The sequence below is a fragment of the Sulfitobacter sp. 1A13421 genome (assembly GCF_043557285.1).
Lineage (GTDB): Bacteria > Pseudomonadota > Alphaproteobacteria > Rhodobacterales > Rhodobacteraceae > Sulfitobacter > Sulfitobacter faviae.
On sequence record NZ_JBIFFQ010000004.1, the window covers coordinates 269464 to 292436 of the forward strand.

General features: G+C 65.1%; 23 protein-coding genes. 16 read left to right on the forward strand and 7 right to left on the reverse strand.

Annotated features, from left to right (window positions below; genetic code table 11):
- Window positions 1–12 precede the first annotated feature (12 nt).
- Window positions 13–1347 carry an aspartate aminotransferase family protein gene (locus ACGYLI_RS10265; RefSeq protein ID WP_394419119.1) on the reverse strand — a complete coding sequence of 445 codons (1335 nt, stop codon included), beginning with the start codon at window positions 1345–1347 and terminating at the stop codon, window positions 13–15.
- A gap of 173 nt (window positions 1348–1520) precedes the next feature.
- On the opposite strand from ACGYLI_RS10265, the gene ACGYLI_RS10270 reads away from it, so the two are divergent.
- The 6 genes from ACGYLI_RS10270 to gap all read left to right on the forward strand — a co-directional run bounded on the left by ACGYLI_RS10270 (window position 1521) and on the right by gap (window position 8559).
- Window positions 1521–2528 (forward strand): BMP family protein, encoded by a 1008-nt coding sequence (locus ACGYLI_RS10270; protein WP_394419120.1) that lies wholly within the window; start codon window positions 1521–1523, stop codon window positions 2526–2528.
- On the forward strand, window positions 2529–4076 hold the full coding sequence (locus tag ACGYLI_RS10275) for an ABC transporter ATP-binding protein (RefSeq protein WP_394419121.1): 1548 nt from the start codon (window positions 2529–2531) through the stop codon (window positions 4074–4076).
- A complete protein-coding gene (locus ACGYLI_RS10280) occupies window positions 4066–5115 on the forward strand; it encodes an ABC transporter permease (protein ID WP_394419122.1) in 1050 nt (349 codons plus the stop codon). The genes ACGYLI_RS10275 and ACGYLI_RS10280 overlap by 11 nt, the downstream gene beginning before the upstream one ends.
- Window positions 5115–6059 carry an ABC transporter permease gene (locus tag ACGYLI_RS10285; RefSeq protein WP_394419123.1) on the forward strand — a complete coding sequence of 315 codons (945 nt, stop codon included), beginning with the start codon at window positions 5115–5117 and terminating at the stop codon, window positions 6057–6059. The genes ACGYLI_RS10280 and ACGYLI_RS10285 overlap by 1 nt, the downstream gene beginning before the upstream one ends.
- A 69-nt stretch (window positions 6060–6128) precedes the next feature.
- Complete coding sequence (locus tag ACGYLI_RS10290) at window positions 6129–7409, forward strand: amidohydrolase family protein (RefSeq protein WP_394419124.1); 1281 nt, start codon at window positions 6129–6131, stop codon at window positions 7407–7409.
- Window positions 7410–7557: 148 nt separating this feature from the next.
- Window positions 7558–8559, forward strand: a complete 1002-nt coding sequence (gene gap, locus ACGYLI_RS10295; protein ID WP_394410865.1) for a type I glyceraldehyde-3-phosphate dehydrogenase — start codon at window positions 7558–7560, stop codon at window positions 8557–8559.
- A 39-nt stretch (window positions 8560–8598) separates the two neighbouring features.
- On the opposite strand, the gene ACGYLI_RS10300 is transcribed toward gap, so the two are convergent.
- Window positions 8599–9126 (reverse strand): winged helix DNA-binding protein, encoded by a 528-nt coding sequence (locus tag ACGYLI_RS10300; protein WP_394419125.1) that lies wholly within the window; start codon window positions 9124–9126, stop codon window positions 8599–8601.
- Between the two features lie 198 nt (window positions 9127–9324).
- Here ACGYLI_RS10300 and ACGYLI_RS10305 point away from each other — a divergent pair, with 198 nt between their 5' ends.
- Complete coding sequence (locus tag ACGYLI_RS10305) at window positions 9325–10392, forward strand: Hint domain-containing protein (protein WP_394419126.1); 1068 nt, start codon at window positions 9325–9327, stop codon at window positions 10390–10392.
- A gap of 36 nt (window positions 10393–10428) precedes the next feature.
- Here the strand turns inward: ACGYLI_RS10305 and ACGYLI_RS10310 are convergent, their stop codons facing one another.
- Window positions 10429–10998, reverse strand: a complete 570-nt coding sequence (locus ACGYLI_RS10310; RefSeq protein ID WP_394419127.1) for a TlpA disulfide reductase family protein — start codon at window positions 10996–10998, stop codon at window positions 10429–10431.
- A gap of 23 nt (window positions 10999–11021) precedes the next feature.
- Here ACGYLI_RS10310 and argH point away from each other — a divergent pair, with 23 nt between their 5' ends.
- Genes argH through ACGYLI_RS10340 form a run of 6 tightly spaced genes read left to right on the forward strand, consistent with a single transcriptional unit; the run spans window position 11022 to window position 16945 of the window.
- The gene (argH, locus tag ACGYLI_RS10315) at window positions 11022–12413 is read left to right on the forward strand and encodes an argininosuccinate lyase (protein WP_394419128.1); all 1392 of its coding nucleotides are present in this window, start codon (window positions 11022–11024) and stop codon (window positions 12411–12413) included.
- Complete coding sequence (locus ACGYLI_RS10320) at window positions 12410–12589, forward strand: hypothetical protein (RefSeq protein ID WP_271689320.1); 180 nt, start codon at window positions 12410–12412, stop codon at window positions 12587–12589. The genes argH and ACGYLI_RS10320 overlap by 4 nt, the downstream gene beginning before the upstream one ends.
- Window positions 12586–12747 carry a hypothetical protein gene (locus tag ACGYLI_RS10325; protein WP_271689321.1) on the forward strand — a complete coding sequence of 54 codons (162 nt, stop codon included), beginning with the start codon at window positions 12586–12588 and terminating at the stop codon, window positions 12745–12747. The genes ACGYLI_RS10320 and ACGYLI_RS10325 overlap by 4 nt, the downstream gene beginning before the upstream one ends.
- Window positions 12747–13064 carry a DUF2834 domain-containing protein gene (locus tag ACGYLI_RS10330; protein ID WP_394419129.1) on the forward strand — a complete coding sequence of 106 codons (318 nt, stop codon included), beginning with the start codon at window positions 12747–12749 and terminating at the stop codon, window positions 13062–13064. The genes ACGYLI_RS10325 and ACGYLI_RS10330 overlap by 1 nt, the downstream gene beginning before the upstream one ends.
- A 27-nt stretch (window positions 13065–13091) precedes the next feature.
- On the forward strand, window positions 13092–14357 hold the full coding sequence (lysA, locus tag ACGYLI_RS10335) for a diaminopimelate decarboxylase (RefSeq protein WP_394419130.1): 1266 nt from the start codon (window positions 13092–13094) through the stop codon (window positions 14355–14357).
- Window positions 14358–14392: 35 nt separating this feature from the next.
- Window positions 14393–16945: a DUF4175 domain-containing protein gene (locus ACGYLI_RS10340; RefSeq protein WP_394419131.1), complete on the forward strand. Its 2553-nt coding sequence runs from the start codon at window positions 14393–14395 to the stop codon at window positions 16943–16945.
- A gap of 6 nt (window positions 16946–16951) precedes the next feature.
- On the opposite strand, the gene ACGYLI_RS10345 is transcribed toward ACGYLI_RS10340, so the two are convergent.
- Window positions 16952–17932, reverse strand: a complete 981-nt coding sequence (locus ACGYLI_RS10345; protein WP_394419132.1) for a zinc-ribbon domain-containing protein — start codon at window positions 17930–17932, stop codon at window positions 16952–16954.
- 162 nt (window positions 17933–18094) lie between these two features.
- Between ACGYLI_RS10345 and ACGYLI_RS10350 the strand changes: the two genes are divergently transcribed.
- The 3 genes from ACGYLI_RS10350 to ACGYLI_RS10360 are packed head-to-tail and all read left to right on the forward strand — an operon-like array spanning window position 18095 to window position 20411.
- Window positions 18095–18772 (forward strand): cell division ATP-binding protein FtsE, encoded by a 678-nt coding sequence (locus tag ACGYLI_RS10350; protein WP_394419133.1) that lies wholly within the window; start codon window positions 18095–18097, stop codon window positions 18770–18772.
- Window positions 18769–19677 carry a cell division protein FtsX gene (locus tag ACGYLI_RS10355; RefSeq protein WP_394419134.1) on the forward strand — a complete coding sequence of 303 codons (909 nt, stop codon included), beginning with the start codon at window positions 18769–18771 and terminating at the stop codon, window positions 19675–19677. The genes ACGYLI_RS10350 and ACGYLI_RS10355 overlap by 4 nt, the downstream gene beginning before the upstream one ends.
- Window positions 19674–20411 (forward strand): lysophospholipid acyltransferase family protein, encoded by a 738-nt coding sequence (locus ACGYLI_RS10360; RefSeq protein WP_394419135.1) that lies wholly within the window; start codon window positions 19674–19676, stop codon window positions 20409–20411. Before ACGYLI_RS10355 ends, ACGYLI_RS10360 begins: the two co-directional genes overlap by 4 nt.
- A 418-nt stretch (window positions 20412–20829) precedes the next feature.
- Here ACGYLI_RS10360 and lpdA read toward each other — a convergent pair whose 3' ends face one another.
- The 3 genes from lpdA to ACGYLI_RS10375 all read right to left on the reverse strand — a co-directional run bounded on the left by lpdA (window position 20830) and on the right by ACGYLI_RS10375 (window position 22968).
- A complete protein-coding gene (lpdA, locus tag ACGYLI_RS10365) occupies window positions 20830–22218 on the reverse strand; it encodes a dihydrolipoyl dehydrogenase (RefSeq protein WP_394419136.1) in 1389 nt (462 codons plus the stop codon).
- Between the two features lie 94 nt (window positions 22219–22312).
- On the reverse strand, window positions 22313–22708 hold the full coding sequence (locus ACGYLI_RS10370; protein ID WP_394419137.1) for an MAPEG family protein: 396 nt from the start codon (window positions 22706–22708) through the stop codon (window positions 22313–22315).
- Entirely contained in the window at window positions 22705–22968 is a 264-nt protein-coding gene (locus ACGYLI_RS10375) for a hypothetical protein (protein ID WP_271689334.1), read from the reverse strand. The genes ACGYLI_RS10370 and ACGYLI_RS10375 overlap by 4 nt, the downstream gene beginning before the upstream one ends.
- Between the last annotated feature and the right edge of the window lie 5 nt (window positions 22969–22973).

Consider the following 22973-nt stretch of genomic DNA (forward strand, 5'->3'; position numbering starts at 1 on the left):
CAGGCGGAGGGCTCAGCCCTCCGCGATCACCCCGTCGACCGCCGTGCCGAGGATCTCGACCGTCATCTCGATTTCCTCGGGCGGGGAGGTGAAGGCCGGGGCCAGCAGAACGTGATCCCCCGCCGTGCCATTGGCGCAGCCCTGCGAGGGGTAGCAGATCATCCCCGCCTCCATCGCCGCGCGCTGGATCTTGCCCGCAAGGTTGCGGCTGACGTCGAAGGGCGTCTTGCTGTCGCGCTCGGCCACCAGTTCGATGGACCAAAACAGCCCGCGCCCGCGGATGTCACCGACATGGGGATGCTCGCCGAAGCGGTCGCGCAGCGCGGTTTCCAACTGCTGCCCCCGTATGCGCACCGCGCTTAGCAGATCACGGCTCTCGACCTCTTGCAAAACGGCCAAGGCGCCCGCCGTGGCCACCGCGTGGGACATATAGGTGTGCCCGTTCCACAGATTGCCGCTGCCCGCCATGATCGCGTCAATCACGCTTTCGCGCGCCATCACCGCCGCGATCGGCTGGTAGCCCGCGCCGAGGCCCTTGGCCATGGTGGTGATGTCGGCGCAGATCCCTTCCTGCTCCAACGCGAAAAGGCTGCCCGTCCGCCCCATGCCGCACATCACCTCGTCAGCGATGAGCAGCACGCCATGCCGATCACAAATCTCACGCACATGTTTGAAATATCCCGCGGGCGCTGGCTGAGAGCCGAGCGAGGCTCCTACCACAGGCTCTGCCACGAAGGCGGCAACCGTCTCCGGCCCCAACTCGACGATCCGCGCGTCCAACTGATCCGCCAGTCGCCGCGCGAAATCCGCCTCGCTCTCGCACTCGCGTTGGAGACGGTAGGCATAAGCGGCGTCGATATGTTCCACCTCCATCAGCATCGGCGCAAATGGCGCCCGCCGTCCGGCATGGCCGCCCACCGCCAGCGCGCCGAGCGTATTGCCATGATAGCTGGGCTTGCGCGCGATGATCTTGGCACGGCCCGTGTCGCCGCGCTCCAAATGATACTGCCGCGCGAGCTTCAGCGCCGCCTCCATCGCCTCCGACCCGCTGCCCAGATACATGACCCGGCCTTCGCCCGTACCCTCAGGCGCGCGGGCGATCAGATGGTCGGACAGCGCCTCTGCCGGGGCGTTGGTGAAAAGGCCGGTATGGGCAAAGGCAAGCTTGTCCATCTGCGCGGCGACGGCGGCGCGCACGGCGGCATTGTCATGCCCAAGGCTTGATACAGCCGCACCGCCACAGGCGTCCAGATAGCGCTTCCCTTTGTCATCAATAAGGAAATTTCCTTCCCCGCGTACGATCACAGGTTGCGTGGCGCGCAGGTTACGGTGCAATACATGGCTCATCGTAGAATCCGATCCTTGGGGTCGACCCTATTTACCGCTTCGCTTGCTGACTGCCACATTAATCAGCACCACGCGCGTATTCGGAAAAGCTTGGGCTGACCTAGGGTCAGGAGAAGCTTGACAGGTAAAATATTTTATCAAACGGTAAAATACCTAAGCAACGGGGGATAAAAATGACACAACGCAATTTCACACGCCGCTTCCTATTGGGCACGGCAGCCATGCTGGCCGGGGCCAGCCTTTTGCCGCAGGGCGCGCTGGCCGCTGAGCCGATCAAGGTGGCGGGTGTCTACACCGTCCCCGTGGAGCAACAATGGGTTAGCCGCATCCACAAAGCCGCCGAAGCGGCGCAGGAACGTGGCGACATTGAATATACCTTCACCGAGAATGTCTCCAACACCGATTATGCCCGCGTGCTGCGCGAATATGCCGAGGCCGGCAACCAGTTGATTGTGGGCGAGGTCTTCGGCGCCGAGGCGGAGGCGCGCGAAGTCGCCGCCGATTACCCCGAGGTCGCTTTCCTCATGGGCTCCAGCTTCAAGCAGGACGAGGCGCTGCCGAATTTCGCGGTCTTCGATAACTATATTCAGGATGCCGCGTATCTGTCGGGCATCGTCGCGGGCGCCATGACCGAGAGCGGCAACATCGGCATGGTCGGCGGCTTCCCGATCCCGGAAGTGAACCGCCTGATGCACGCCTTCATGGCCGGTGCGCAGGAAATGAACCCCGATATCAAGTTCCAGGTGAGCTTCATCGGCTCGTGGTTCGATCCGCCCAAGGCCAAGGAAACCGCCTTTGCCATGGTCGAGCAGGGGGCGGACGTGCTCTATGCCGAGCGCTTCGGCGTCTCGGACGCGGCGCAGGAGAAGGGCGTTCTGGCCATCGGCAACGTGATCGATACGCAAGCCGAATACCCCGAGACGGTGGTTGCTTCCGCCCTGTGGCATTTCGAGCCGACGCTCGATGCCGCCATCGCCGCGGTCAAGGCGGGCGAGTTCAAGGCCGACGACTACGGCCGCTATTCCTTCATGGCCGAGGGTGGTTCCTCGCTCGCGCCTCTGGGCACCTTCGAGGGCAAGGTCCCGCAGGAGGCGATGGACCTCATCGAGGAGCGCGAGAAGGCGATCCGCGACGGGTCCTTCACGGTCGAAATCAACGACGAAGAGCCGAAGTCCAACTAAATGACCGATCAAAATCCCGAGGCGCAGGTTGTCCTGCGCCTCGACAACATTACCAAGCGATTTGGCAAGCTCACGGCCAATGACGCGATCTCTTTCGATCTGCGGCAGGGCGAAGTCATTGCCCTGCTTGGCGAAAACGGCGCGGGCAAGACCACGCTGATGAACATCCTGTTCGGCCATTACACGCCGGACGAAGGGTTTGTCGAAGTCTTTGGCCAGCGCCTGCCTGCGGGCAATCCGCGTGCTGCATTGGCCGCGGGCGTGGGCATGGTGCACCAGCATTTCACGCTGGCCGACAATATGACCGTGCTCGAAAACATCGTGCTCGGCACCCGCTCGATCTGGCGCCCCGGCTTTGGCCGTGCGCAGGCGCGGCAGCGGATCGTGGCGCTGATGGAGGACTACGGGCTGCGCGTGGACCCCGACGCGCAGGTCGGCAGCCTCAGCGTCGGAGAGCGCCAGCGGGTCGAGATCCTCAAAGCCCTCTACCGCGAGGCCCGCATCCTGATCCTCGACGAGCCCACCGCCGTTCTGACCCCACAAGAGACCGAAGACCTCTTCGCCACCATGCGCAAGGCCGTCGCACTTGGCCTGTCGGTCATCTTCATTTCCCACAAACTGCATGAGGTCATGGCGATTTCGTCGCGCGTCGTCGTTCTGCGCCACGGCAAGCTGGTCGCCGAGGCCAAAACAGCCGAGACCGACCGCGCCGCGATGGCGCAGATGATGGTCGGCTCCGAGGTCGCAGCCCCGGTCGTGCGCCGCGCCGATCCGGGCGAGGCTTTGGTCACGCTCACAGGCGTTTCCACCCCCGACATCGGCTCTGCACCGGGGCTGAAGAACGTCGACCTTGAGTTGCGCGCGGGCCAGATTACCGGCCTCGCCGGAGTCTCAGGCAACGGCCAAACCGCCCTCGCGGACCTCATCGGCGGCCTGCTCCGCCCCGCCTCGGGCACGTTCCACGTCAAGGGCGACGTCCCGCGCGGCTGGTCGCCCCATGCCGCCATCGGCGCGGGCATCGCCCGCATCCCCGAAGACCGCCACAAGACCGGCACCATCGCCGATTTCGACCTCACCGAAAACGCGGTGCTCGAGCTTTACTCGCGCCCCGGTTTCTCCCGTCACGGCTGGATGAACTGGCGCGCCGCGCGCGATTTCGCCACCAAGATCATCAAAGGCTACGACGTCCGCTGCCCCGGCCCCGAGACCCGCATCCGCCTGCTGTCGGGCGGCAACATGCAAAAGCTGATCCTTGGCCGCGTGTTGGAAACCACCCCCGCTGTGGTGCTGGCCAACCAGCCCGTGCGCGGCCTGGACATCGGGGCGCTGACTTACGTGCACGAACAACTGCTCGCAGCCCGCGATCGGGGGGCGGCGGTGCTGCTCATTTCCGAAGACCTCGACGAGGTGACGGCGCTGTCGGACGTGATCCATGTCATCTCCGAAGGCCGCCTCTCGCCCCCCTTCGCCCGTGGCGCACTGACCCCCGCCGAGCTTGGCGTCTGGATGGCGGGCGATGGATTCGAGGAGACCTCCCATGCGGCTTGAACCCGTCGCCAATCCCACATGGACCCGTTCGCTGGGCCTGCCCGCGCTGGCGCTGCTGGCCACCGTGGTTGTCGCCTCTCTGCTCGCGATGATTGCAGGCGCGCAGCCCTTCTCGGTACTGGGCCTCATTATCAAAGGCGCTTTCGGCTCGAAATTCGCGCTGCTGGAGACGCTCAACCGCGCCACGCCGTTGATCTTTACCGGCCTCGCCGTCGCCGTCGCTTTCCGGGCGAAGCTGTGGAACATCGGGGCCGAAGCGCAGCTTTACATGGGCGCGGTGGTCACCGTGGTGCTGGGCACCGGCGCGCTGGCTTGGCCTAGCTTCGCGCTGCTGCCGACAATTGCCCTTGCCGCGATGCTTGCCGGGGCCGTGGTGCTGCTGGTGCCGACTTTCCTGAAAACCCGCTTCGGCGTTGATGAAGTGGTAACCACGCTGCTCTTGAATTTCGTCGTGCTGCTCTGGGTCTCCATGCTGCTCGAAGGCCCGCTGAAAGACCCGATGGGCCTCGGCTGGCCCAAATCCGCGCGGCTGATCGGAGAGGCGCGGCTACCCCGCATCGCCGAGGGGTTGCGCCTGCATTGGGGCTTCGGCCTCGCGCTGATCTCGGCGCTGGTGGTCTGGGTTATCCAGCGGCGCAGCACACTGGGCTACGAGATGCGCGCGGTGGGGCTGAACCCCGCCGGCGCGCGTTTCGCGGGCATCCCGGTGAACGCAGTGCTGATCAAGACGGCGCTGCTCTCGGGTGGCCTCGCCGCGCTTGCGGGCTTTTCCGAGGTGGCGGGGCTGAAGGGCAGCCTCACCTTGGATATCTCGCCCGGCTTCGGCTACACTGGAATCATCGTCGCCATGCTGGCGCTCCTGAACCCCTTGGGCGTGGTGGTCGCGGCGCTTTTCGTCGCGGGCATCTTCGTCGGGGCCGACAGCATGAGCCGCGCGGCGGGCGTGCCGACATACCTCGCCGACATCATGCTGGCGCTGGCGCTGCTGGCGATGGTGCTGGCGATCATGCTCACGAAATTCCGGGTGAGGCGCGACTGATGGATATCTTCGACATTCTCCTTCAGGCGAGCTTCTGGACCGCCGCGATCCGCATCGCCTCTCCGCTGATCTTTGCCGCCTTGGGCGAGTTGATCTGCGAGCGGGCAGGGGTGCTGAACCTCGGCATCGAGGGCATCATGGTCGTCGGCGCCTTTGCCGGCTGGCTCACCGTCTACCTCGGCGGCGGGCTGTGGTTCGGCGTCGCGGTGGCGATGCTTTCGGGCATGGCTTTCGGGCTGGTGCATGGCGTGCTGACGGTGCCTTTCGGCCTCAGCCAGCATGTCGTCGGCCTCGGCATCACGCTTTTGGCGACCTCGCTCACCTACTATTGCTACCGTCTGGCGCTGCCCGAGGTGACCTCGCCGCCCAAGATCGAGGCTTTCCGCCCTCTGGAAATCCCGCTTCTGTCCGACATTCCGGTGATCGGTCCCGCGCTCTTTTACCAGACCCCGCTGACCTATCTGGCCTTCGCGCTGGTGCTGGTGGTGACGCTGGTGCTCTACCGCACGCCCATGGGCCTCGCCCTGCGCGCGGCGGGCGAGAACCCCTCGGCGGTCGAGGCGCAGGGGCTGAGCGTGTCGGCCATCCGCATCGGCGCGGTGATGGTCGGCAGCGGGCTGATGGCCGTGGGCGGGGCCTTCCTGACCATGAGCGCCTTCAACTCGTTTTTCTTCGAGATGGTCAACGGGCGCGGCTGGATTTGCATCGCGCTGGTGGTCTTCGGCTCGTGGAAACCGGGCAAGACGCTTCTGGGCGCGGTGCTGTTCGCGGCCTTCGACGCACTGCAGATCCGGGTGCAGCAGACACCGCTCGGGGCCGACATTCCCTATCAGATCTTCCTGATGGCGCCTTATATTCTGTCGATCCTCGCGTTGGTCGTGATGTCACGCCGCGCACAGGTGCCAGCGGCGCTGATGGTGCCGTTCAACAAGGGTGAGCGCTGAACGCAGCGCTCCCTCTCAACCCTTCCGTCCGACCGCAGGCCGGACAGCCCCCGTCACAAGGACCAACCCATGTTCGACCTCATCATCAAAGGCGGCACACTTCCCGATGGCCGCAGCACCGACATCGGCATCAAGGGCGACAAGATCACCGCCATCGAAGACCTCTCCAGCGCCGAGGCCCGCGACACCATCGACGCCAGCGGCGACCTCGTCAGCCCGCCCTTCGTCGACCCGCATTTCCACATGGACGCCACGCTCAGCTACGGCACCCCGCGGATCAACGCCTCGGGCACACTTCTCGAAGGCATCGGCCTCTGGGGCGAACTCAAGGAAGTAATGACCCAGGACGAGGTCAAAGCCCGCGCACTGGAATACTGCGATTGGGCCGCCTCGCTGGGCCTTCTGGCGATCCGCAGCCATGTCGATACCTGCGACGACCGGCTTCTGGGCGTCGAAGCCCTGCTCGACGTGCGCGAGACGGTGAAGGACTACATCGACCTGCAACTCGTCGCCTTCCCGCAAGACGGGCTCTACCGCGACCCCACGGCCCATGAAAACACGATCCGCGCCCTCGACATGGGCGTCGACGTGGTGGGCGGGATCCCGCATTTCGAACGCACCATGGCCGACGGCGCGCGCTCCGTCACCGCGCTTTGCGAACTCGCCGCCGAGCGCGGCCTCATGGTCGACCTGCATTGCGACGAGACCGACGACCCCCATTCGCGCCACATCGAGACGCTGGCTTATGAGACCCAACGCCTCGGGTTGCAGGGCAGGGTGGCTGGCTCGCACCTTACCTCGATGCATTCGATGGACAATTACTACGTCTCGAAACTGCTGCCGCTGATGGCCGAAGCACAGGTCGCCGCGATCCCCAACCCGCTCATTAACATCACCCTGCAGGGCCGCCACGATAGCTTCCCGAAACGCCGCGGCCTGACGCGCGTGAAAGAGATGCAGGCCATGGGCATCGACGTCGGCTGGGGGCAGGACTGCGTGATGGACCCGTGGTATTCCATGGGCACGGGCGACATGCTCGACGTGGCCTTTATGGGGCTGCATGTGGCGCAGATGACCTCGCCCGAGGAGATGCGCCGCTGCTTTGACATGGTGACGAATGTGAATGCGCGGATTCTGGGTTTGCAGGACTATGGCCTGAAGGTCGGCGCGACGGCCTCGTTGGTGGTGCTGGACGCAGGCAACCCGATCGAAGCGCTGCGTCTGCGGCCTGACCGGCTTTTTGTGGTGGCCAAGGGCCGCGTGATCTCACAACAGGCGCGCAACGACGCGCGGCTCAGCCTGCCGGGGCGGCCCGACAGCGTGCGCCGCCGCCATAGCGCGCATTCATGAAGACGGGCTGAAAACACGGCCCAAAATCGGCGCCTTGAAACCGGGTGCCGATTTCCTACCTCTGGCCAATTGAACTCCATCAAATCCGATGCTATGTTAGCGCTAACCGCGCCAATCCGCCCGAAACCGGGCCACCGGAGGACTCACCATGACCACTAAAATCGCCATCAACGGCTTTGGCCGCATCGGACGCTGCGTGCTGCGCGCGCTGATCGAGAACGGATTCGACGGGATCGAAGTCGTTGCCATCAACGACCTGACCGATGCCGAGAACCTGCTGCACCTGCTGAAATACGACTCCGTCCATGGCCGCCTGCCGGTGGATGCGGAATTGAAAGACGGCACCCTGCATGTGGCGGGCCAGTCCATCCGCATGACGGCAGAGCGTGATCCGGCGAAACTGCCTTGGGGTGACGTCGATGTCGCCTATGAATGCACTGGCTTTTTCACCGCCCGCGACGCGGCGGCGAAACATCTGGAGAATGGCAGCAAACGCGTGTTGATCTCGGCCCCCGGCAAGGGCGTGGACCGCACCGTGGTCTACGGCGTCAACCATGATGAGTTGACCGGCGAAGACGTAATCGTCTCCAACGCGTCCTGCACCACCAACTGCCTCGCCCCCGTGGCCAAGGTGCTGGACGATACTTTCGGGATCGAAACCGGCTATATGACCACGATCCACGCCTATACCGGCGATCAGCCGACCCATGACAGCCCGCACCGCGACCCCTATCGTGGCCGTGCCGCCGCCCTGTCGATGGTGCCCACCTCGACCGGCGCCGCCGCCGCGATTTCCGAGGTGATCCCGCATCTGAAAGGTGTGCTCGAAGGCTCCGCCGTGCGGGTGCCGACGGCCAATGTCTCGCTCGTGGATTTGTGCATCATGCCCAAGAAACCCGCCACGGCAGAGGCGGTGAACGCCGCGATGCAAGAGGCCGCCAATGGCGCCTTGAAAGGCGTGCTGGCCTATGAGCCCGCGCCGCTGGTCTCGACCGATTTCAACCACGATCCGCATTCCTCCACCCTCGCGCCCGATCAGACACGGGTGACCGATGGCGGCATGATCCGCGTGGTCAGCTGGTATGACAATGAATGGGGTTTCTCGAACCGCATGAACGACACTGCGCGCGCGATTGCCGCGCTGATCTAAGCTTTGGCAGGCGCGGGGGGCAGCCCTCGCGCCCGCGCTCTACAGTGAGGCCGCCGCGCGGCTCGCTTGGTCATATTGCCCCGACATCGCCCGAAGCTGGGCCGCGATCTTGCGCAACTCCTCGCCTGAGATATCGGTGCGCGGCAAGCCGTCCAGAAAACACGCCTGACGGATTGCGCGATAGGCCTCGCATAGCTCGGCCCCGGCGGGGGAGGTCCGATAGAACACCTCCTTGCCCCGTTTCTCCGCCGTCAGCAGCTCGGCTTTCACCAGCTTGCGCAGCGCGTAGTTCACCGTATGCGTGTCCTCGATGTTGAGCAGGAAGCAGATATCCGTCAGCCGCTTTTCCCGGCCCCGGTGGTTGGCGTTGTGCAACACGAGGATTTCCAGCGGCGTCAGGTCGCCATTGCCCGCCGCTGCCATGCAACGCGACATCCAGCGGGTGAAGGCGTTATAGGCGATGATCATGCCGTATTCGAGTTCCGAGGCTTCCCAGCCATCGCCCTCGGCCAAGTGACGCGAAGAGACGATGCGGCGTGACGGGGTGGGGGGTACTTCTTCCGACATGCGGTGCCTCCGGCTGTTTGACCCCTCTGACGTTACCAAGACGCTGATAATTTACAAGCGTTTCGCGGCGCTCCGCCGGAGCGACGGGGACAAAGATCAATTTGCAACAGGTTGCGCCGCCACATTCGCGCCATCTTTCGCGCGGCCCCCGGCTTTGCTAGGCTGCTGGCAATAATAAACGAGGCAGGCAGAGCAGTTATGAAAACGGGCTTTCGGGGCACGTTTGTCATCAGCTGGTCGCAAACAGAGATCGACGGTCTGGAGGCCGCGCCGGTGCAGTCGCTCGAACTGGGTTCGGCCTGGGCGTGGCGCGGGGATACCATCCGGGTGGATGGGCCGAATGATGTGCTGCGGCTGGATATGGCGGACGGGGCAGAGCGGCTGCGCAAACGCGCGGCCCGCAAGGTGCAGCGCCTGATCGGGGCAGCGCTTGAGGAGGGGGGCATGATGCCGCCCGCGCCGCGGCGCGATCTGGGCACGGCCCCGCTGCCCGACGACAGCTTCATGGTTACCAATGGTGCGCGGACCTACACCGTCACCCTGATTGACGCAGGCCCGGGGCGGATCCCGCTGCTGATGTTCGTCGATGAGCTGCCCCCGCGCGACAGTGAGCTTTGGGTGATGCACAGCACCCTGACCCCGTGCCGCGATGACCGGCGCGAGCGCGGCGGGGTGATCTGTTTCACCCCCGGCACCCGCATCCGCACCCCCAAGGGCAGCGCCCTGATTGAAGAGTTGCGCGAGGGCGATCTGATCCAGACCAAGGACAATGGCGCACAGCCGCTGGAGTGGATCGGCAGCCGCCGGATGACCGGCGCGCGGCTGCATGCCATGCCGCATCTGCGCCCCGTGCGCTTCCGCCCCGGTGCCTTGGGGCTCGCCCGGCCCGACGCCCCGCTGCTGGTCTCGCCCGACCACCGGATCGTGCTGCAAGGCGCTCAGGCCCGTGATCTGTTCAACTGTGACGAAGTGCTGGTCGCCGCCAAGGATCTGATCAACGGCCACAGCGTGGCCAGCGATATGTCCCTGCGCGAGGTGACCTATGTCCATGTGTTGCTGGCCCAACATCAGGTGATGTGGGCCAATGGGGTCGAGACCGAGAGCTTTCATCCCGCCTCCGCCCCGCTCACCAGCCTCGGCGCGCAGGACCGGGCGCGGCTGCTGGCGGCCTATCCGCAGCTTGAGACGGACCCGCACAGCTATGGCGGTTTCGCGCGGCGCAATCTCAGCACTTCGGAGGCGGCGATCCTGCGGCATGTGGCGTGAAGGCCGGGCCCGGGCGCCCGGCCTTGCGTTGGGCGCTTAGCTCTCGGCGCCTTCTTCGATCAGGGCTGCGATGATCGCCCGTGCGCTGTCGGAATCCCATTTCGCATCGCCCTGCAACCGGGCAATCTCGCGCCCCTCACGGTCTAGGATCACGCTGATCGGCAGGCCGAACACGCCCATCTGGCTGGCGAGCTTTTGTTTGGGGTCTTGGTGGCGGGGCAGGCTGTCGACGCCCGCTTCCTCGAAGAACCGTTTGATCCCTTCCTCAGAGTTGCGCCCCGTGGCGATGGTCAGCACCTGAAAATCATCGCCGCCGAATTCCTTTTGCAGGGCATTCAACTGCGGCATCTCCTTGCGGCAGGGCGCGCACCATGTGGCCCAGAAGTTCACCAACACGACCTTGCCTTCGTAATCCGCCAGCGACATCGCCTCGCCATCGTCCTCACGCTCAAAGGTTACGTCAGAGGTCGCCTGCGGCGCGTCATGGATCACGAGTTTCTTCATGTCCCCTTCGCGCAGCCCCGCGATGTCAGCCGTTCCGGCAAGGGCGGGGTTTGCACCTGCGACAAGCAGCGTATAAACGAGGCCGAGCACAAGATTTTTCATACGTCCCTCCAAGGGTATTCAACATGACCGACACGACCTCGAACAAAATGTGGGGCGGGCGTTTCGCCGCCGGACCGGATGCGATCATGGAGGCGATCAACGCCTCGATCGGGTTCGACAAACGGATGGCCGCGCAAGACATCAAAGGGTCGCGTGCCCATGCCGCCATGCTGGCAGCCACAGGCATCCTGACTGATAACGACGCTGACGCGATACGGGAAGGGCTTCTCACAATCTTGTCAGAGATCGAAGAGGGCCGGTTCGAGTTTTCCGCCGCGCTGGAAGACATCCACATGAACGTGGAGGCACGGCTGAAAGACCTGATCGGAGAGCCCGCAGGCCGCCTGCACACGGGCCGCAGCCGCAATGACCAAGTCGCGACCGATTTCAAACTCTGGGTGCGCGACCAATTGGACGCCGCCGACGAGGGGCTGCAGGCCCTGATCCGCGCGCTTTTGTCTCAGGCCGAAGCGGGGGCCGATTGGGTCATGCCGGGCTTTACGCATCTGCAAACCGCCCAGCCCGTGACATGGGGTCATCACATGATGGCCTATGTCGAGATGTTTGGCCGTGATCTGTCGCGCATCCGCGATGCGCGCAAGCGGATGAACGAATGCCCGTTGGGGGCCGCCGCACTGGCGGGCACCTCCTTCCCGATCGACCGCGAGATGACGGCAGAGGCGCTTGGTTTCGACCGCCCCGCCGCGAACTCCCTCGACGCGGTGAGCGACCGCGACTTCGCGCTGGAATTCATGTCAGCCGCCAGCATCTGCGCCATGCACCTGTCGCGCTTCGCCGAGGAACTGGTGATATGGTCCTCCGCGCAGTTCCGTTTCGTGGCGCTGTCGGATCGCTTCTCGACCGGCTCGTCGATCATGCCGCAAAAGAAGAACCCCGATGCCGCCGAGCTCATTCGTGCCAAGGTGGGCCGCATTTTTGGGGCCAATACCGCCCTGATGATGGTGATGAAGGGGCTGCCGCTGGCCTATTCCAAGGACATGCAAGAGGACAAAGAGCAGGTCTTTGACGCTGCCGACAACCTGATGCTGGCGCTGGCCGCGATGACCGGGATGGTGGGTGACATGACCGCCGAGCGCGAGAACCTTGCCGCTGCCGCAGGCTCGGGCTTCTCCACCGCGACCGATCTCGCCGATTGGCTGGTGCGCGTGCCGAACCTGCCGTTCCGCGACGCGCATCACGTGACCGGCACGCTGGTCGCCATGGCCGAGGCGCAGGGCTGCGATCTGCCGGACCTGACGCTGGAGCAGATGCAATCGGTCCATGCCGAGATCACTGCGGATGTTTTTGATGTGCTTGGCGTCGAAAATTCGGTAAACTCACGCATGTCTTATGGCGGCACCGCGCCCGCGCAGGTGCGTGCCCAGATCGCGCGTTGGAAGGAAATCCTGAAGTGAAACGCCTCCTTGCGGCCCTTTCCCTGTTGAGCCTTGCGGCCTGTGGCGCGGATGGTGAGCCGGTGCGGCCCACGGCGAGCAGCAGCATCACCATGTCCTCGTCGGGCGTCTCGGTAGGCACAGCGGTGGGGCTGCGCCGGGGGCCGTTCTCCGTCTCGCTTGGGGCCGGGTCGTGAGGCCGCTGTTGCAGATCACGCTGGTGGCCGGGGCGCTTGCCTTGGCCGCTTGCACCCCGCCGCAGTCCGCCCCACGGCAGGCCGCGCCGACACCGCCGACCGAGCCGGGGATCAGCCTGTCGGGCTATGCCACTGTCGGCGTGGTCAAGAGTTTCTGATGTCGCTTTTGCGGATGCTCTACCTCGCCCTCGCGGTCTGGGGGGCGGTGCATCCGATGTATTACTTCGTCACATGGTTCAACGCCGAAGGCTGGAGCCTGAGCGCCATGGTGGACGCATGGCATGCCAATACCGCCGCCAGCGGGCTGGTCTGGGATCTGACCATCGCTGCCGTCACTTTGACCATCTGGATCATTGCCGAGGTCGCCGTGCGGCGCAATTTCCTCAGCCTGATTGCCATTCCCGCCACGTTCTGTATTGGGGTGAGTTGTGGCCTGCCGCTCTATCTGTTCCTGCGGACAGCGCCCATCAGATAAGCGGCGACGACATGGGGCCAAGCGCAGATGGATCATTTTCTCTATAAAGACGGTGTGTTGCACGCCGAAGACGTAAGCCTGGCCGAGATTGCCGCCGCCGTGGGCACGCCCGTCTATGTCTATTCCACCGCCACGCTGCTGCGCCATTTCCACCTTTTTGACGACGCGCTGTCGGGGATGGACCATCTGGTCTGCTACGCGATGAAGGCCAATTCCAACCAAGCCGTCTTGCGCACGCTGGCGCAGGCGGGGGCGGGGATGGATGTGGTCTCGGGCGGGGAATACCGCCGGGCCAAGGCGGCGGGCGTGCCGGGCGACAGGATCGTCTTTTCCGGCGTTGGCAAGACCCGGGAAGAGATCGAATTGGCGCTGACGGGGGGCATCCGCCAGTTCAACGTCGAGAGCGAGCCAGAGATGATCCTGCTGGACGTCGTGGCACGTGAATTGGGCAAGGTCGCCCCGATCACCATCCGGGTGAACCCGGACGTTGACGCGAAAACCCACGCCAAGATCGCCACCGGCAAGAGCGAGAATAAGTTCGGCATCCCCATCGCCCGCGCCCGCGAAGTCTATGCCATGGCGGCCAAACTGCCGGGGCTCAAGATTGTCGGCATCGACGTGCATATCGGCAGCCAGTTGACCGATCTCGCCCCTTTCGAGCAGGCCTACGGCAAGGTAGCGGAACTGACCGAGGTGCTGCGGGCCGATGGCCATGACATCCGGCGGCTCGACCTTGGCGGCGGCTTGGGCATCCCTTACGAGCGGTCCAATTCCGCCCCGCCGCTGCCCACGGATTACGGCGCGATGGTGCAGCGCACGCTGGGGCATCTGGGCTGCGAGGTCGAGATCGAACCGGGCCGCTTGATCGCGGGCAACGCAGGTGTGCTGGTGAGCGAGGTGATCTATCTCAAATCCGGCGAAGGCCGCGATTTTCTGATCCTCGATGCCGCGATGAACGATCTGATCCGCCCTGCGATGTATGACGCATGGCATGACATCGTGCCGCTGAACGAACCCACCCCGGGGGCCGAGCCGCGCCCCGTCGATATCGTGGGCCCGGTCTGCGAATCCGGTGATACTTTCGCCAAGCAGCGCATGATGCCGGTGCTGGGCTCAGGCGATCTGGTGGCCTTCCGCTCTGCCGGGGCTTATGGCGCGGTGATGAGCAGCGAGTATAATTCGCGGCCCCTGATCCCCGAGGTGCTGGTGAACGGCGATCAATTCGCGGTTATCCGCCCACGGCCAAGCTTTGACGAAATGATAAACCGCGATACCATCCCTGAATGGCTTTGACGGCATCCCGCCGCCGGGCCACCGGAGCGTGACGCATGGAGACATCCACTGACAGGATAGACGGGCTGCGCGCTTTGCGTTGGCCCCTGCGGCTGACCTGGGCGGGGATGCTGGCCGAGGCCATGGTGCAGGCGTTCTGGCCCATGCTGGCGCTGGTGCTGGCGGTGCTGGCAGCGCTGATGATGGGGGCGCAGGATGCTTTGGCGGGCAGCGCGCTTTGGGCGGTGCTGGCCGTCATCGGTCTTGCGGCCCTCTTTGCTTTGTTCTTTGCCCTGCGCCGTTTCCGCCTGCCGTCCCGTGCAGCGGCGCTGGCGCGGTTGGATGCCAGCCTTCCGGGGCGGCCCATTCGGGCGCTCTTGGACGATCAGGCGATTGGCGCGGGCGATGCCGCCTCGGCGGCAGTCTGGCAAGCGCATCAGCGGCGCATGGCCGCGCGGGCGGCTGCGGCGAAACCGGTGAAGGGCGACCTTCGGGTCGCGCAGGCCGATCCCTATGCGCTGCGCTATGTGGCTTTGCTTGGGTTCATCGTGGCGCTTGTCTTTGGCTCCGTCTGGCGGTTGGGCGAGGTGACGCATCTGGCCCCCGGCGGGGCGGGTGGCACGCTCGCCTCCGGCCCCGTTTGGGAAGGCTGGGCCGAGCCGCCGCGCCATACCGGCAAGCCGACGCTCTACCTCAACGATCTTGAGGCCGGGGCGCTGTCGCTGCCCGAGGGCACGCTGATCACCCTGCGGCTCTACGGCGAATTGGGCGCGCTGACGGTGGCTGAGACCGTGTCGGGCCGCGAGGTGGCGGCATCCTCGGAACCCGCGCAGGATTTCACCCTGCGCCAAAGCGGGGAGATCAGCATCGACGGGCCGGGGGCGCGGGCGTGGCAGATCACGCTTTTGCCCGATGCCGCGCCGCAGGTCGAAAGGCTCGGCGCGCCTGAGGTGACCGCCTTGGGAGAGATGAGCCTGCCGTTCCTTGCGCGCGACGACTATGGCGTCGAGGCAGGAGAGGCGCGGTTCAGTCTTGATCTGGCTTCTGTCGACCGGCGCTATGGTCTGACCGTCGAGCCTGAGCCGCGGCCTGAGATCGTCGTGCCGCTGCCCATGCCGATCAGCGGCGACCGGCGCGATTTCGAAGAGACGTTGATCGAAAATTTCTCGAAACACCCATGGGCCAATCTCCCGGTGTCGCTGCAACTTTCGGTATTGGACGCCTCCGAACAGCAGGCCGTGACCGAGGTGAGCCAGCTGACCCTGCCGGGGCGGCGTTTTTTCGATCCGGCGGCGGCAGCGGTGATTGAGATGCGGCGCGATCTTTTGTGGTCGCGCGCCAATGCGCCGCGCATTGCGCAGGTGCTGCGCGCGGTGAGTTATGCCCCCGGCGATGACCTGCGCTCGGAGGTGACGGCGCTGCGGCTCAAGCAGGTGATCCGGCGGCTGGAACTGCGGGCGCGCTACGGGCTGGACGAAGAGCTGCAGACCGATCTGGCCGAAGACCTTTGGGCGCTGGCGATCGAGTTGGAAGAAGGCGTGCTGGCCGATGCGCTTGAGCGGATGCGCCGCGCACAGGACCAGCTGAACGAGGCGATGAAGAACGGCGCCTCTCAGGCCGAAATCGCCGAGCTGATGGACGAGCTGCGCCGCGCCACCGAAGACTACCTTGAGCAACTCCAGCGGCAGCAGGCGCAGGAGGGCGCGGGCGAAGACCAGCAGCCGCAGGGCGAAGCGATGCAGATGACCCAAGACGATCTGCAACGCATGATGGACCGCATTCAGGAGTTGATGGAACAGGGCCGCATGGCCGAAGCCGCCGAGGCGCTGCGCCAGTTGCAGGAAATGATGGAGAACATGCGCGTCACCGAAGGCCAGCCGGGTCAGGGCGGCAATTCGCCCGGTGAGCAGGCGATGGAGGGGCTGTCGGACACGCTGCGAGAACAGCAAGGGCTAAGCGATCAGGCCTTCCGCGACCTGCAGGAACAGTTCAACCCCGGCACCGGCGCGGGGGAGAGTGACGGCAACGAAGGCCGCAACGGCGGGCAGGGGCGCGGCGAGAGCCATGAAGGCCAGCGCGGGCAGGGCGGCCCCTCTGGTGAAGAAGGGGGCGAGGAAGGGCTGGCCGGACGCCAGCAAGCACTGCGCGACGAGCTGCGCCGCCAGCAGGGACGTTTGCCCGGGCAGGGCACGGCTGAGGGGGACGCGGCCCGCGACGCGCTGGACCGCGCGGGCGAGGCGATGGACCGCGCCGGAGAGGCGCTGCGCCGCGATGAACTGGCCGAGGCGATCGACAATCAGGCACAGGCGATGGAGGCGCTGCGCGAGGGCATGCGCGCCCTCGGTGAAGCGATGGAGCAGGAGCAACGCGCAGGCCAGCCGGGTCAAGGCACGGCAGAGGGTGGCGATCAGCGTGGCGAGGGGCGCGATCCGCTTGGGCGGGAGCAGGGCGGCAGCGGGGCCAACAGTTCGGACGCGCCGCTGGCGCAGGGGCCGGACGATCAGGGCCGCGCGCGGCGGTTGCTGGACGAAATCCGCCGCCGCTCGGGCGAGGCGGAGCGGCCCGAGGTCGAGCGGGATTACCTTAACAGGCTGTTGGATCGGTTCTGATCGGGGTTAGCCCTGAGATTGGGTCGCCACGGTGTCGAGCCAGACCAGCAGGTCTTGCAACTGCCCGTCGAGCCAGAGCCGCGCATCGTCCATCCATGCCACATAGGACGACAGATAGGGATCGGCCTGCGGCAGGGATTGCGCGATCTCGGGCGCGTAGACATAGACCGCCGCGAGCAGGGCCGCCAAGACGATCATTATGGTGAACCCACGCATGAACCCGCCGGATTTCTGCGGCTTTTCGGGGCGGTCGAGCGCGGCGGTGGGGGTGGGCCCGGCCTGCGCGCCCTCTTGCCGGTCATGGCGCAGGGTCGAGTTGATCTCTTCGATATCGGGCAGAAGATCGCGGCGCGAGGCGCTGCCATAGGCGTCAACCTCGCTCTCGGGCACCGGCTCTCCGCGCATCTTGGCCATGCGCAGGCGCGCCTCATGGGCGCGGCGGGCGTCTTCATCCTCGGGCACATGGTCTTCTGCCGCAATCTCAGCCCTTTGCTGCGGCTGGGGCCGGGGCGCGTCGTCTAGACCGAGGTCCGGCTGGCTTTCCAGCGGTTCCGACTGGCGACGGCGGCGGGCTTCTTGCTCTGCCGCGGCCTCTTGGCGGAGGATCTCGGCGATGGCGGGGTCGAGGGGGCGACGCACCGGCGCGGCGGGGGCGGGTTGGGGCGCCTCCTCCTCGGGGTCGAATGCGTCTTCGAAGTCGTCGTCTTGATCGTCTTCAAAGGGCGCGTCTTCCTCTTCATCGCCGAAGGGTTGCAAATCGGGCAGGCTGGCCGCTGCGGCGGCTTCCGTATCCTCATCCAGGCCGCGCTGCTTCATGCGCATCACATCGTCGGCGAAATCATCCTCTTCGGCCTCTGGCGCATTGTCGGGGTGATGCTGGAACCACGTCTGCCCGCAGTTGGAACATTGCACATCACGCCCCGCCGCCGGCATCACATCGTCGGGGACTTCGTATTGCGCGTCGCAGTTGGGGCAGATCAGCCGCATGGTCATTCCTGGGTTCGTTCGGTGCTCTGAGATCGTAACGGGCAGCATATGTCCTAGAATAACGTAGGAAAAGTGATATCTGGGCAGGGTGCTGGGGTTCTGAGAGATTGAATCCTTTCCGGTGCTGAGGCACAACAGGTCGAAGTTTTTTAAGGTGGATGCGTGATAGAGCTCGAAAATGTGGCCTACAGCTATGGCGGGGGCGAATTGCTGTCCGACATCACGCTGAAACTCGCCCCCGGATCCTTCCATTTTCTGACCGGCCCCTCGGGCGCGGGCAAGACCACCTTGATGAAGCTCTGCTATGGGGCGCTTTTGCCCACGGCGGGGCATCTGCGGATGTTTGGGCAAGACGTGCGCGGGCTGGGGCGCGATGACATCGCGCTGATGCGCCGCCGTGTCGGCGTGGTGCATCAGGACGTGAAATTCCTCGACCATCTGCCCCTGACCGAGAATGTGGCCCTACCGCTCAACGTCTCGGGCCGCGGGGCCGAAGCAGAGGGCACCGATCTGGAAGAGTTGATGTCTTGGGTTGGCCTCACCAACCGCGCCGACGCCCTCCCGCCCGAGCTTTCGGGCGGGGAGCGGCAGCGGGCCGCGCTGGCCCGCGCGGTGATCATGTCGCCCGATGTGATCCTGGCGGATGAGCCGACGGGGAACATCGATTGGGAAATGTCCCAGCGGCTGCTGCGGCTGTTGATCGAATTGAACCGCATGGGCAAGACAGTGTTGATCGCCACCCATGATCTGGGCCTCATTCGCGCCACCAAGGCGCATGTGCAGGCCCGTGTGCTGCGTATCGCGAACCGGCGCATTCAACTGGCGGGGGCGGATCTGTGAAGCGCTTCGATCTGGGCGCCCTGCGCGCGATTTTCAAAGGTGACAGACAAGCGGACCGTGTGGTGCCGCCCTCGGGGTTCACCGCGCAACTGACCCTTTTCGCAGCGGGGGCGATGGCCTTTCTGGCGGTCTTTGCCTTGGCGCTGTCGCTGGCCTCGGGCCGGTTGGCGCAGGTCTGGGGGCAGGAGTTGGCGCAGTCGGCAACGGTGCGGATCGTGGCGCCGCTGGACCAACGCGCAGCCCAGACCGAGGCCGCGTTGAAGGTGTTGGAGACGACCAAGGGCGTCGCTTCGGCCCGGGCGCTGACGGATGCGGAGCAGGAAAAGCTGCTTGCCCCGTGGTTCGGCCCGGAACTGGCGATGGAGAACCTGCCGGTGCCGCGTTTGATCGAAGTGGTCGAGGAAGGCGAGGGGCTGGACCCTGTGGGACTGCGCCTGCGTCTTTCGGCCGAGGTGCCGGGCGCAGTGCTTGACGATCACAGCCGCTGGCGCGCGCCGCTGGTCGCGGCGGCGAGTCGTTTGCGCCTTTTGGGCTGGATTTCGACGCTGCTGATCGGGGCTGCGGTGGCCGCGATGGTGACACTTGCCGCGCAAGCGGCGCTTGCGGCCAATGCGCAGGTGATCGCGGTGCTGCGGCTGGTGGGGGCGACCGATGATTATATCGCGCGGGCCTTCATTCGCCGTTTCACCCTGCGCGCGCTGCTGGGTGCAGCGGCGGGCACGGCTTTGGGCATGATCGCGGTGGTGTTGCTGCCTGACGCGGGCGAGGCAGGCGGATTCTTGACCGGTTTGGGCTTCCAAGGTTGGCATTGGGCCGTGCCGCTGATGGTGCCATTCCTTGTCGGCGCGGTCGCCTTTGCCGCCACCGGGGCCGCCGCGCGGCGTACATTGAGGGAGTTGACATGAAGCTGCTGCAATGGGTCCGCTCGATCCTCTATATCGTGCAGGTGACCGTGGCGATGCCGATGATCGGGCTGGCCTTCGCGCCTTGGGCGATGTTTTCCAAACGCGGGGCCTATGCGGGCTGCAAAGCCTATGCCGCTTGGGCCATGTGGACGGCGCGTTGGCTGATCGGGCTGCGCTGCGAAGTGCGCGGCCAAATCCCCGAGGGTGAGGTTCTGATCGCGGCCAAGCATCAATCGTTCCTCGATATCATCATGATCTTCCACGCCCTGCCACGGGCCAAGTTCATCATGAAGCGCGAGGTTCTTTGGACGCCGGTGATCGGGCAATACACCAAGCGGATGCAGATGATCGCCGTGAACCGGGGCAAGCGCGGGCAGGCGATCACCAAGATGATGGAAGACGTGAACGCGGGCCGGGTGGAGCCGGGGCAGATCGTGATCTATTCCCAAGGCACCCGCGTCGCCCCGGGGCTGAGCGCGCCTTACAAGGTCGGTACGGCGGTGCTTTACGATCAACTGGGGCAGGTCTGCGTGCCTGCGGCGACCAATGCGGGCTACTTCTGGCCACGCCGGGGCCTCTACCGCCGCCCGGGCTTGGCCGTGGTGGAGTTTCTGGAGCCGATCGAGCCGGGGCTGGACAAGCGCGCTTTCATGGCGCGGTTGGAGCAGGAGGTGGAGAGCCATTCCGACGCGCTGCTGCGCGAGGCGGGGTGGCAGCCTGCGGAGGTGGAGTAAGCGCGAGGCGCGCGCCTTGTTGGTCTTCGGGGGGGGCTCTCGGAATGACCCGCCCGGCCGCAGGCCGGGCAGCGCCGACCCGCCCCCCTGGGGCGGCGCTTTCAGCACCACCCCGCGGGTCGGCGCTGCCCTTCGCGATTTTTCGGCATGCTGTAGTGCCCGCTGAAACGATGGTTTCGCGGGACGCAAACTCAGAAATTTAGGAAGCCGTTCGAAAGTGGCGGCGCCGCCGAGGGTGGTGGAAAAGACAGGCGTCACCCTGCATGTCTCTACGTATCGACATGACCCGCGAGGGGCCTCGTCTTCCGTGAATGTCGCGACGGGGGAGGTTGTAGGGCAGGGGTGTTAACGCGCGATAGCCGCAGCGTGCGCCGCCTGCGCAACGAAAAGGGGCGGACCCTTGGCCCGCCCCGTCGTCTTACATGTGGATCGGCCCGTCGCCGCAGGCCAGTGCGGCTTCGCGCACGGCTTCGGAATAGGTCGGGTGCGCGTGGCAGGTCATCGCTAGATCCTGCGCCGAGGCGCCGAATTCCATCGCCACGCAGACCTCGTGGATCAGGTCGCCCGCGCCGGGGCCGATGATGTGGCAGCCGAGGATGCGGTCGGTTTCCTTATCCGCGATCAGCTTGACGAAACCGTCGCCGGCAAAGACCGCTTTGGCCCGCGCGTTGCCCATGAAGGAGAATTTGCCGACTTTATAGGCGCGGCCCGCTTCCTTCAGCGTCGCCTCGGTCTCACCCACGCTGGCGACTTCCGGGTGGGTGTAGATCACGCCGGGGATCACGCCGTAGTTCACATGGCCATGCTTGCCCGCGATGACTTCGGCGGCGGCCATGCCTTCGTCCTCGGCTTTATGCGCCAGCATCGGGCCCTCGATCACGTCGCCGATGGCATAGACGCCTTTGACGGAGGTCTCCCAATGCTCGTTGACGGCGATCTGGCCGCGCTCGGTCATCTTGATGCCGAGATCGTCGAACCCCATGCCTTTGATCACCGGCTTGCGGCCTGTGGCGACGAGCACGGCATCGGCTTCAATCTCATGTTCGCTGTCGTCCTTGCGCAGCTTGTAGCTGACCGTGGCCTTGCCTTTGGCGACTTCGGTCTTCTGCACGGCAGCGCCCATGACGAAGTTCAGCCCCTGCTTTTTCAGCATGCGTTGGAAGGTCTTTTGCACCTCGGGGTCCATGCCGGGGGTGATCACGTCGAGGTATTCGACGACCGTAATCTCGGTGCCGAGACGGGCGTAGACGCTGCCCAGTTCCAGCCCGATCACGCCCGCGCCAATCACCACCATCTTCTTGGGGATTTTGCCCAATTCCAGCCCGCCGGTGGAGGTCACGACGGTCTTCTCATCGACCTCGACGCCCGGCAGCCCTGCGGGCTCAGAACCGGAGGCGATGATGATGTTCTTGGCCTCATGGACCTCATCGCCAACCTTGACCTTGCCCGCTTCGGGGATCGATCCCCAGCCCTTCAGCCAGTCGATCTTGTTCTTTTTGAACAGGAATTCGATGCCTTTGGTGTTGGTCTCGATGGTCTTGTCTTTGTAGGTCAGCATCTGCTTCCAATCGACGGTCGGCGCTTTCGCCTTGAGACCCATCTCTTCGAAATTATGCTCGGCCTCATGCAGCATATGCGTGGCGTGGAGCAGCGCCTTGGAGGGGATGCAGCCCACGTTGAGGCAGGTGCCGCCGAGGGTCTCACGGCCTTCGACACAGGCGGTTTTCAGGCCCAGTTGCGCGCAACGGATGGCGGCGACATAGCCGCCGGGGCCGGAGCCGATCACGATGACATCATAGCTCGACATGGGGGGTCTCCTTAGCAGTCGGGTGGTGCAGGCAAGGTATGAGGCGCGGGTTTCAGGTGCAAGCGCCGCTGCCTGCGGGTGTTGGGGGAAAGGGTTAAATGAGGGCCGCCAGCAGCATCAGCATGGTCGCGGCGAAACCGACGATCCAGATGAACGACCGATGCGGGCGCAGGCCGAGCGCATAGGCGGGAATATAGAGCAGCCGGGCGATGAGATAGACCCAAGCGCAGGCGGCGGTGAAGGCGGTGTTCTGGGCCGACATCTGCACCACGCCCACGGCGATGCCGAAAAGGATCAGCCCTTCGAAATGGTTGTTCATCGCGCGCCCCAGACGGGCGGTGCGGTCGCTCATGGCCTGCGAAGGCTCACGATCACGCGCCGACATGGTGTAGCCGGGGCCAAGCTCGCGGTTGGCGGGCACGGCGTAGAGCACGAATTGCAGCCCCTGTAGCAGGGCCGCGAGGGTCAGGACGGTCAGCTCGGCGCTCATGCGGATTTCACGAAATAGGCGGTGGAACTGGTCACGGTGCCCTTGTCATCGCTGCTCAGCGCATCTGATCGGGCGAGCCAGTCATCGGCCTTTTTGCGGTCGTTCACATCCAAGAGAACGGAGGCTTTGCTGCTGCTGTCGGCGTGTTGCCAGATTTGCAGCACCGAGAGCCCCGCATTGCGCCGCGCCTCGGCATCGGCGTCGAATGCGTCTTTCCAAGCGGCGAAATCGGTGACGTCGAAGTGGCAGATCATCTGCATGGGAA

Bases quoted from the DNA above. Each gene is read 5' to 3' on its own strand.
- ACGYLI_RS10285 (WP_394419123.1), top strand. From the start codon at position 5,115: ATGGATATCTTCGACATTCTCCTTCAGGCGAGCTTCTGGACCGCCGCG.
- ACGYLI_RS10305 (WP_394419126.1), top strand. From the start codon at position 9,325: ATGAAAACGGGCTTTCGGGGCACGTTTGTCATCAGCTGGTCGCAAACA.
- ACGYLI_RS10280 (WP_394419122.1), top strand. From the start codon at position 4,066: ATGCGGCTTGAACCCGTCGCCAATCCCACATGGACCCGTTCGCTGGGC.
- argH (WP_394419128.1), top strand. From the start codon at position 11,022: ATGACCGACACGACCTCGAACAAAATGTGGGGCGGGCGTTTCGCCGCC.
- ACGYLI_RS10290 (WP_394419124.1), top strand. From the start codon at position 6,129: ATGTTCGACCTCATCATCAAAGGCGGCACACTTCCCGATGGCCGCAGC.
- ACGYLI_RS10330 (WP_394419129.1), top strand. From the start codon at position 12,747: ATGTCGCTTTTGCGGATGCTCTACCTCGCCCTCGCGGTCTGGGGGGCG.
- ACGYLI_RS10270 (WP_394419120.1), top strand. From the start codon at position 1,521: ATGACACAACGCAATTTCACACGCCGCTTCCTATTGGGCACGGCAGCC.
- lysA (WP_394419130.1), top strand. From the start codon at position 13,092: ATGGATCATTTTCTCTATAAAGACGGTGTGTTGCACGCCGAAGACGTA.
- ACGYLI_RS10340 (WP_394419131.1), top strand. From the start codon at position 14,393: ATGGAGACATCCACTGACAGGATAGACGGGCTGCGCGCTTTGCGTTGG.
- ACGYLI_RS10375 (WP_271689334.1), bottom strand. From the start codon at position 22,968: ATGCAGATGATCTGCCACTTCGACGTCACCGATTTCGCCGCTTGGAAA.
- ACGYLI_RS10370 (WP_394419137.1), bottom strand. From the start codon at position 22,708: ATGAGCGCCGAGCTGACCGTCCTGACCCTCGCGGCCCTGCTACAGGGG.
- lpdA (WP_394419136.1), bottom strand. From the start codon at position 22,218: ATGTCGAGCTATGATGTCATCGTGATCGGCTCCGGCCCCGGCGGCTAT.
- ACGYLI_RS10300 (WP_394419125.1), bottom strand. From the start codon at position 9,126: ATGTCGGAAGAAGTACCCCCCACCCCGTCACGCCGCATCGTCTCTTCG.
- gap (WP_394410865.1), top strand. From the start codon at position 7,558: ATGACCACTAAAATCGCCATCAACGGCTTTGGCCGCATCGGACGCTGC.
- ACGYLI_RS10265 (WP_394419119.1), bottom strand. From the start codon at position 1,347: ATGAGCCATGTATTGCACCGTAACCTGCGCGCCACGCAACCTGTGATC.
- ACGYLI_RS10275 (WP_394419121.1), top strand. From the start codon at position 2,529: ATGACCGATCAAAATCCCGAGGCGCAGGTTGTCCTGCGCCTCGACAAC.
- ACGYLI_RS10310 (WP_394419127.1), bottom strand. From the start codon at position 10,998: ATGAAAAATCTTGTGCTCGGCCTCGTTTATACGCTGCTTGTCGCAGGT.
- ACGYLI_RS10345 (WP_394419132.1), bottom strand. From the start codon at position 17,932: ATGCGGCTGATCTGCCCCAACTGCGACGCGCAATACGAAGTCCCCGAC.
- ACGYLI_RS10360 (WP_394419135.1), top strand. From the start codon at position 19,674: ATGAAGCTGCTGCAATGGGTCCGCTCGATCCTCTATATCGTGCAGGTG.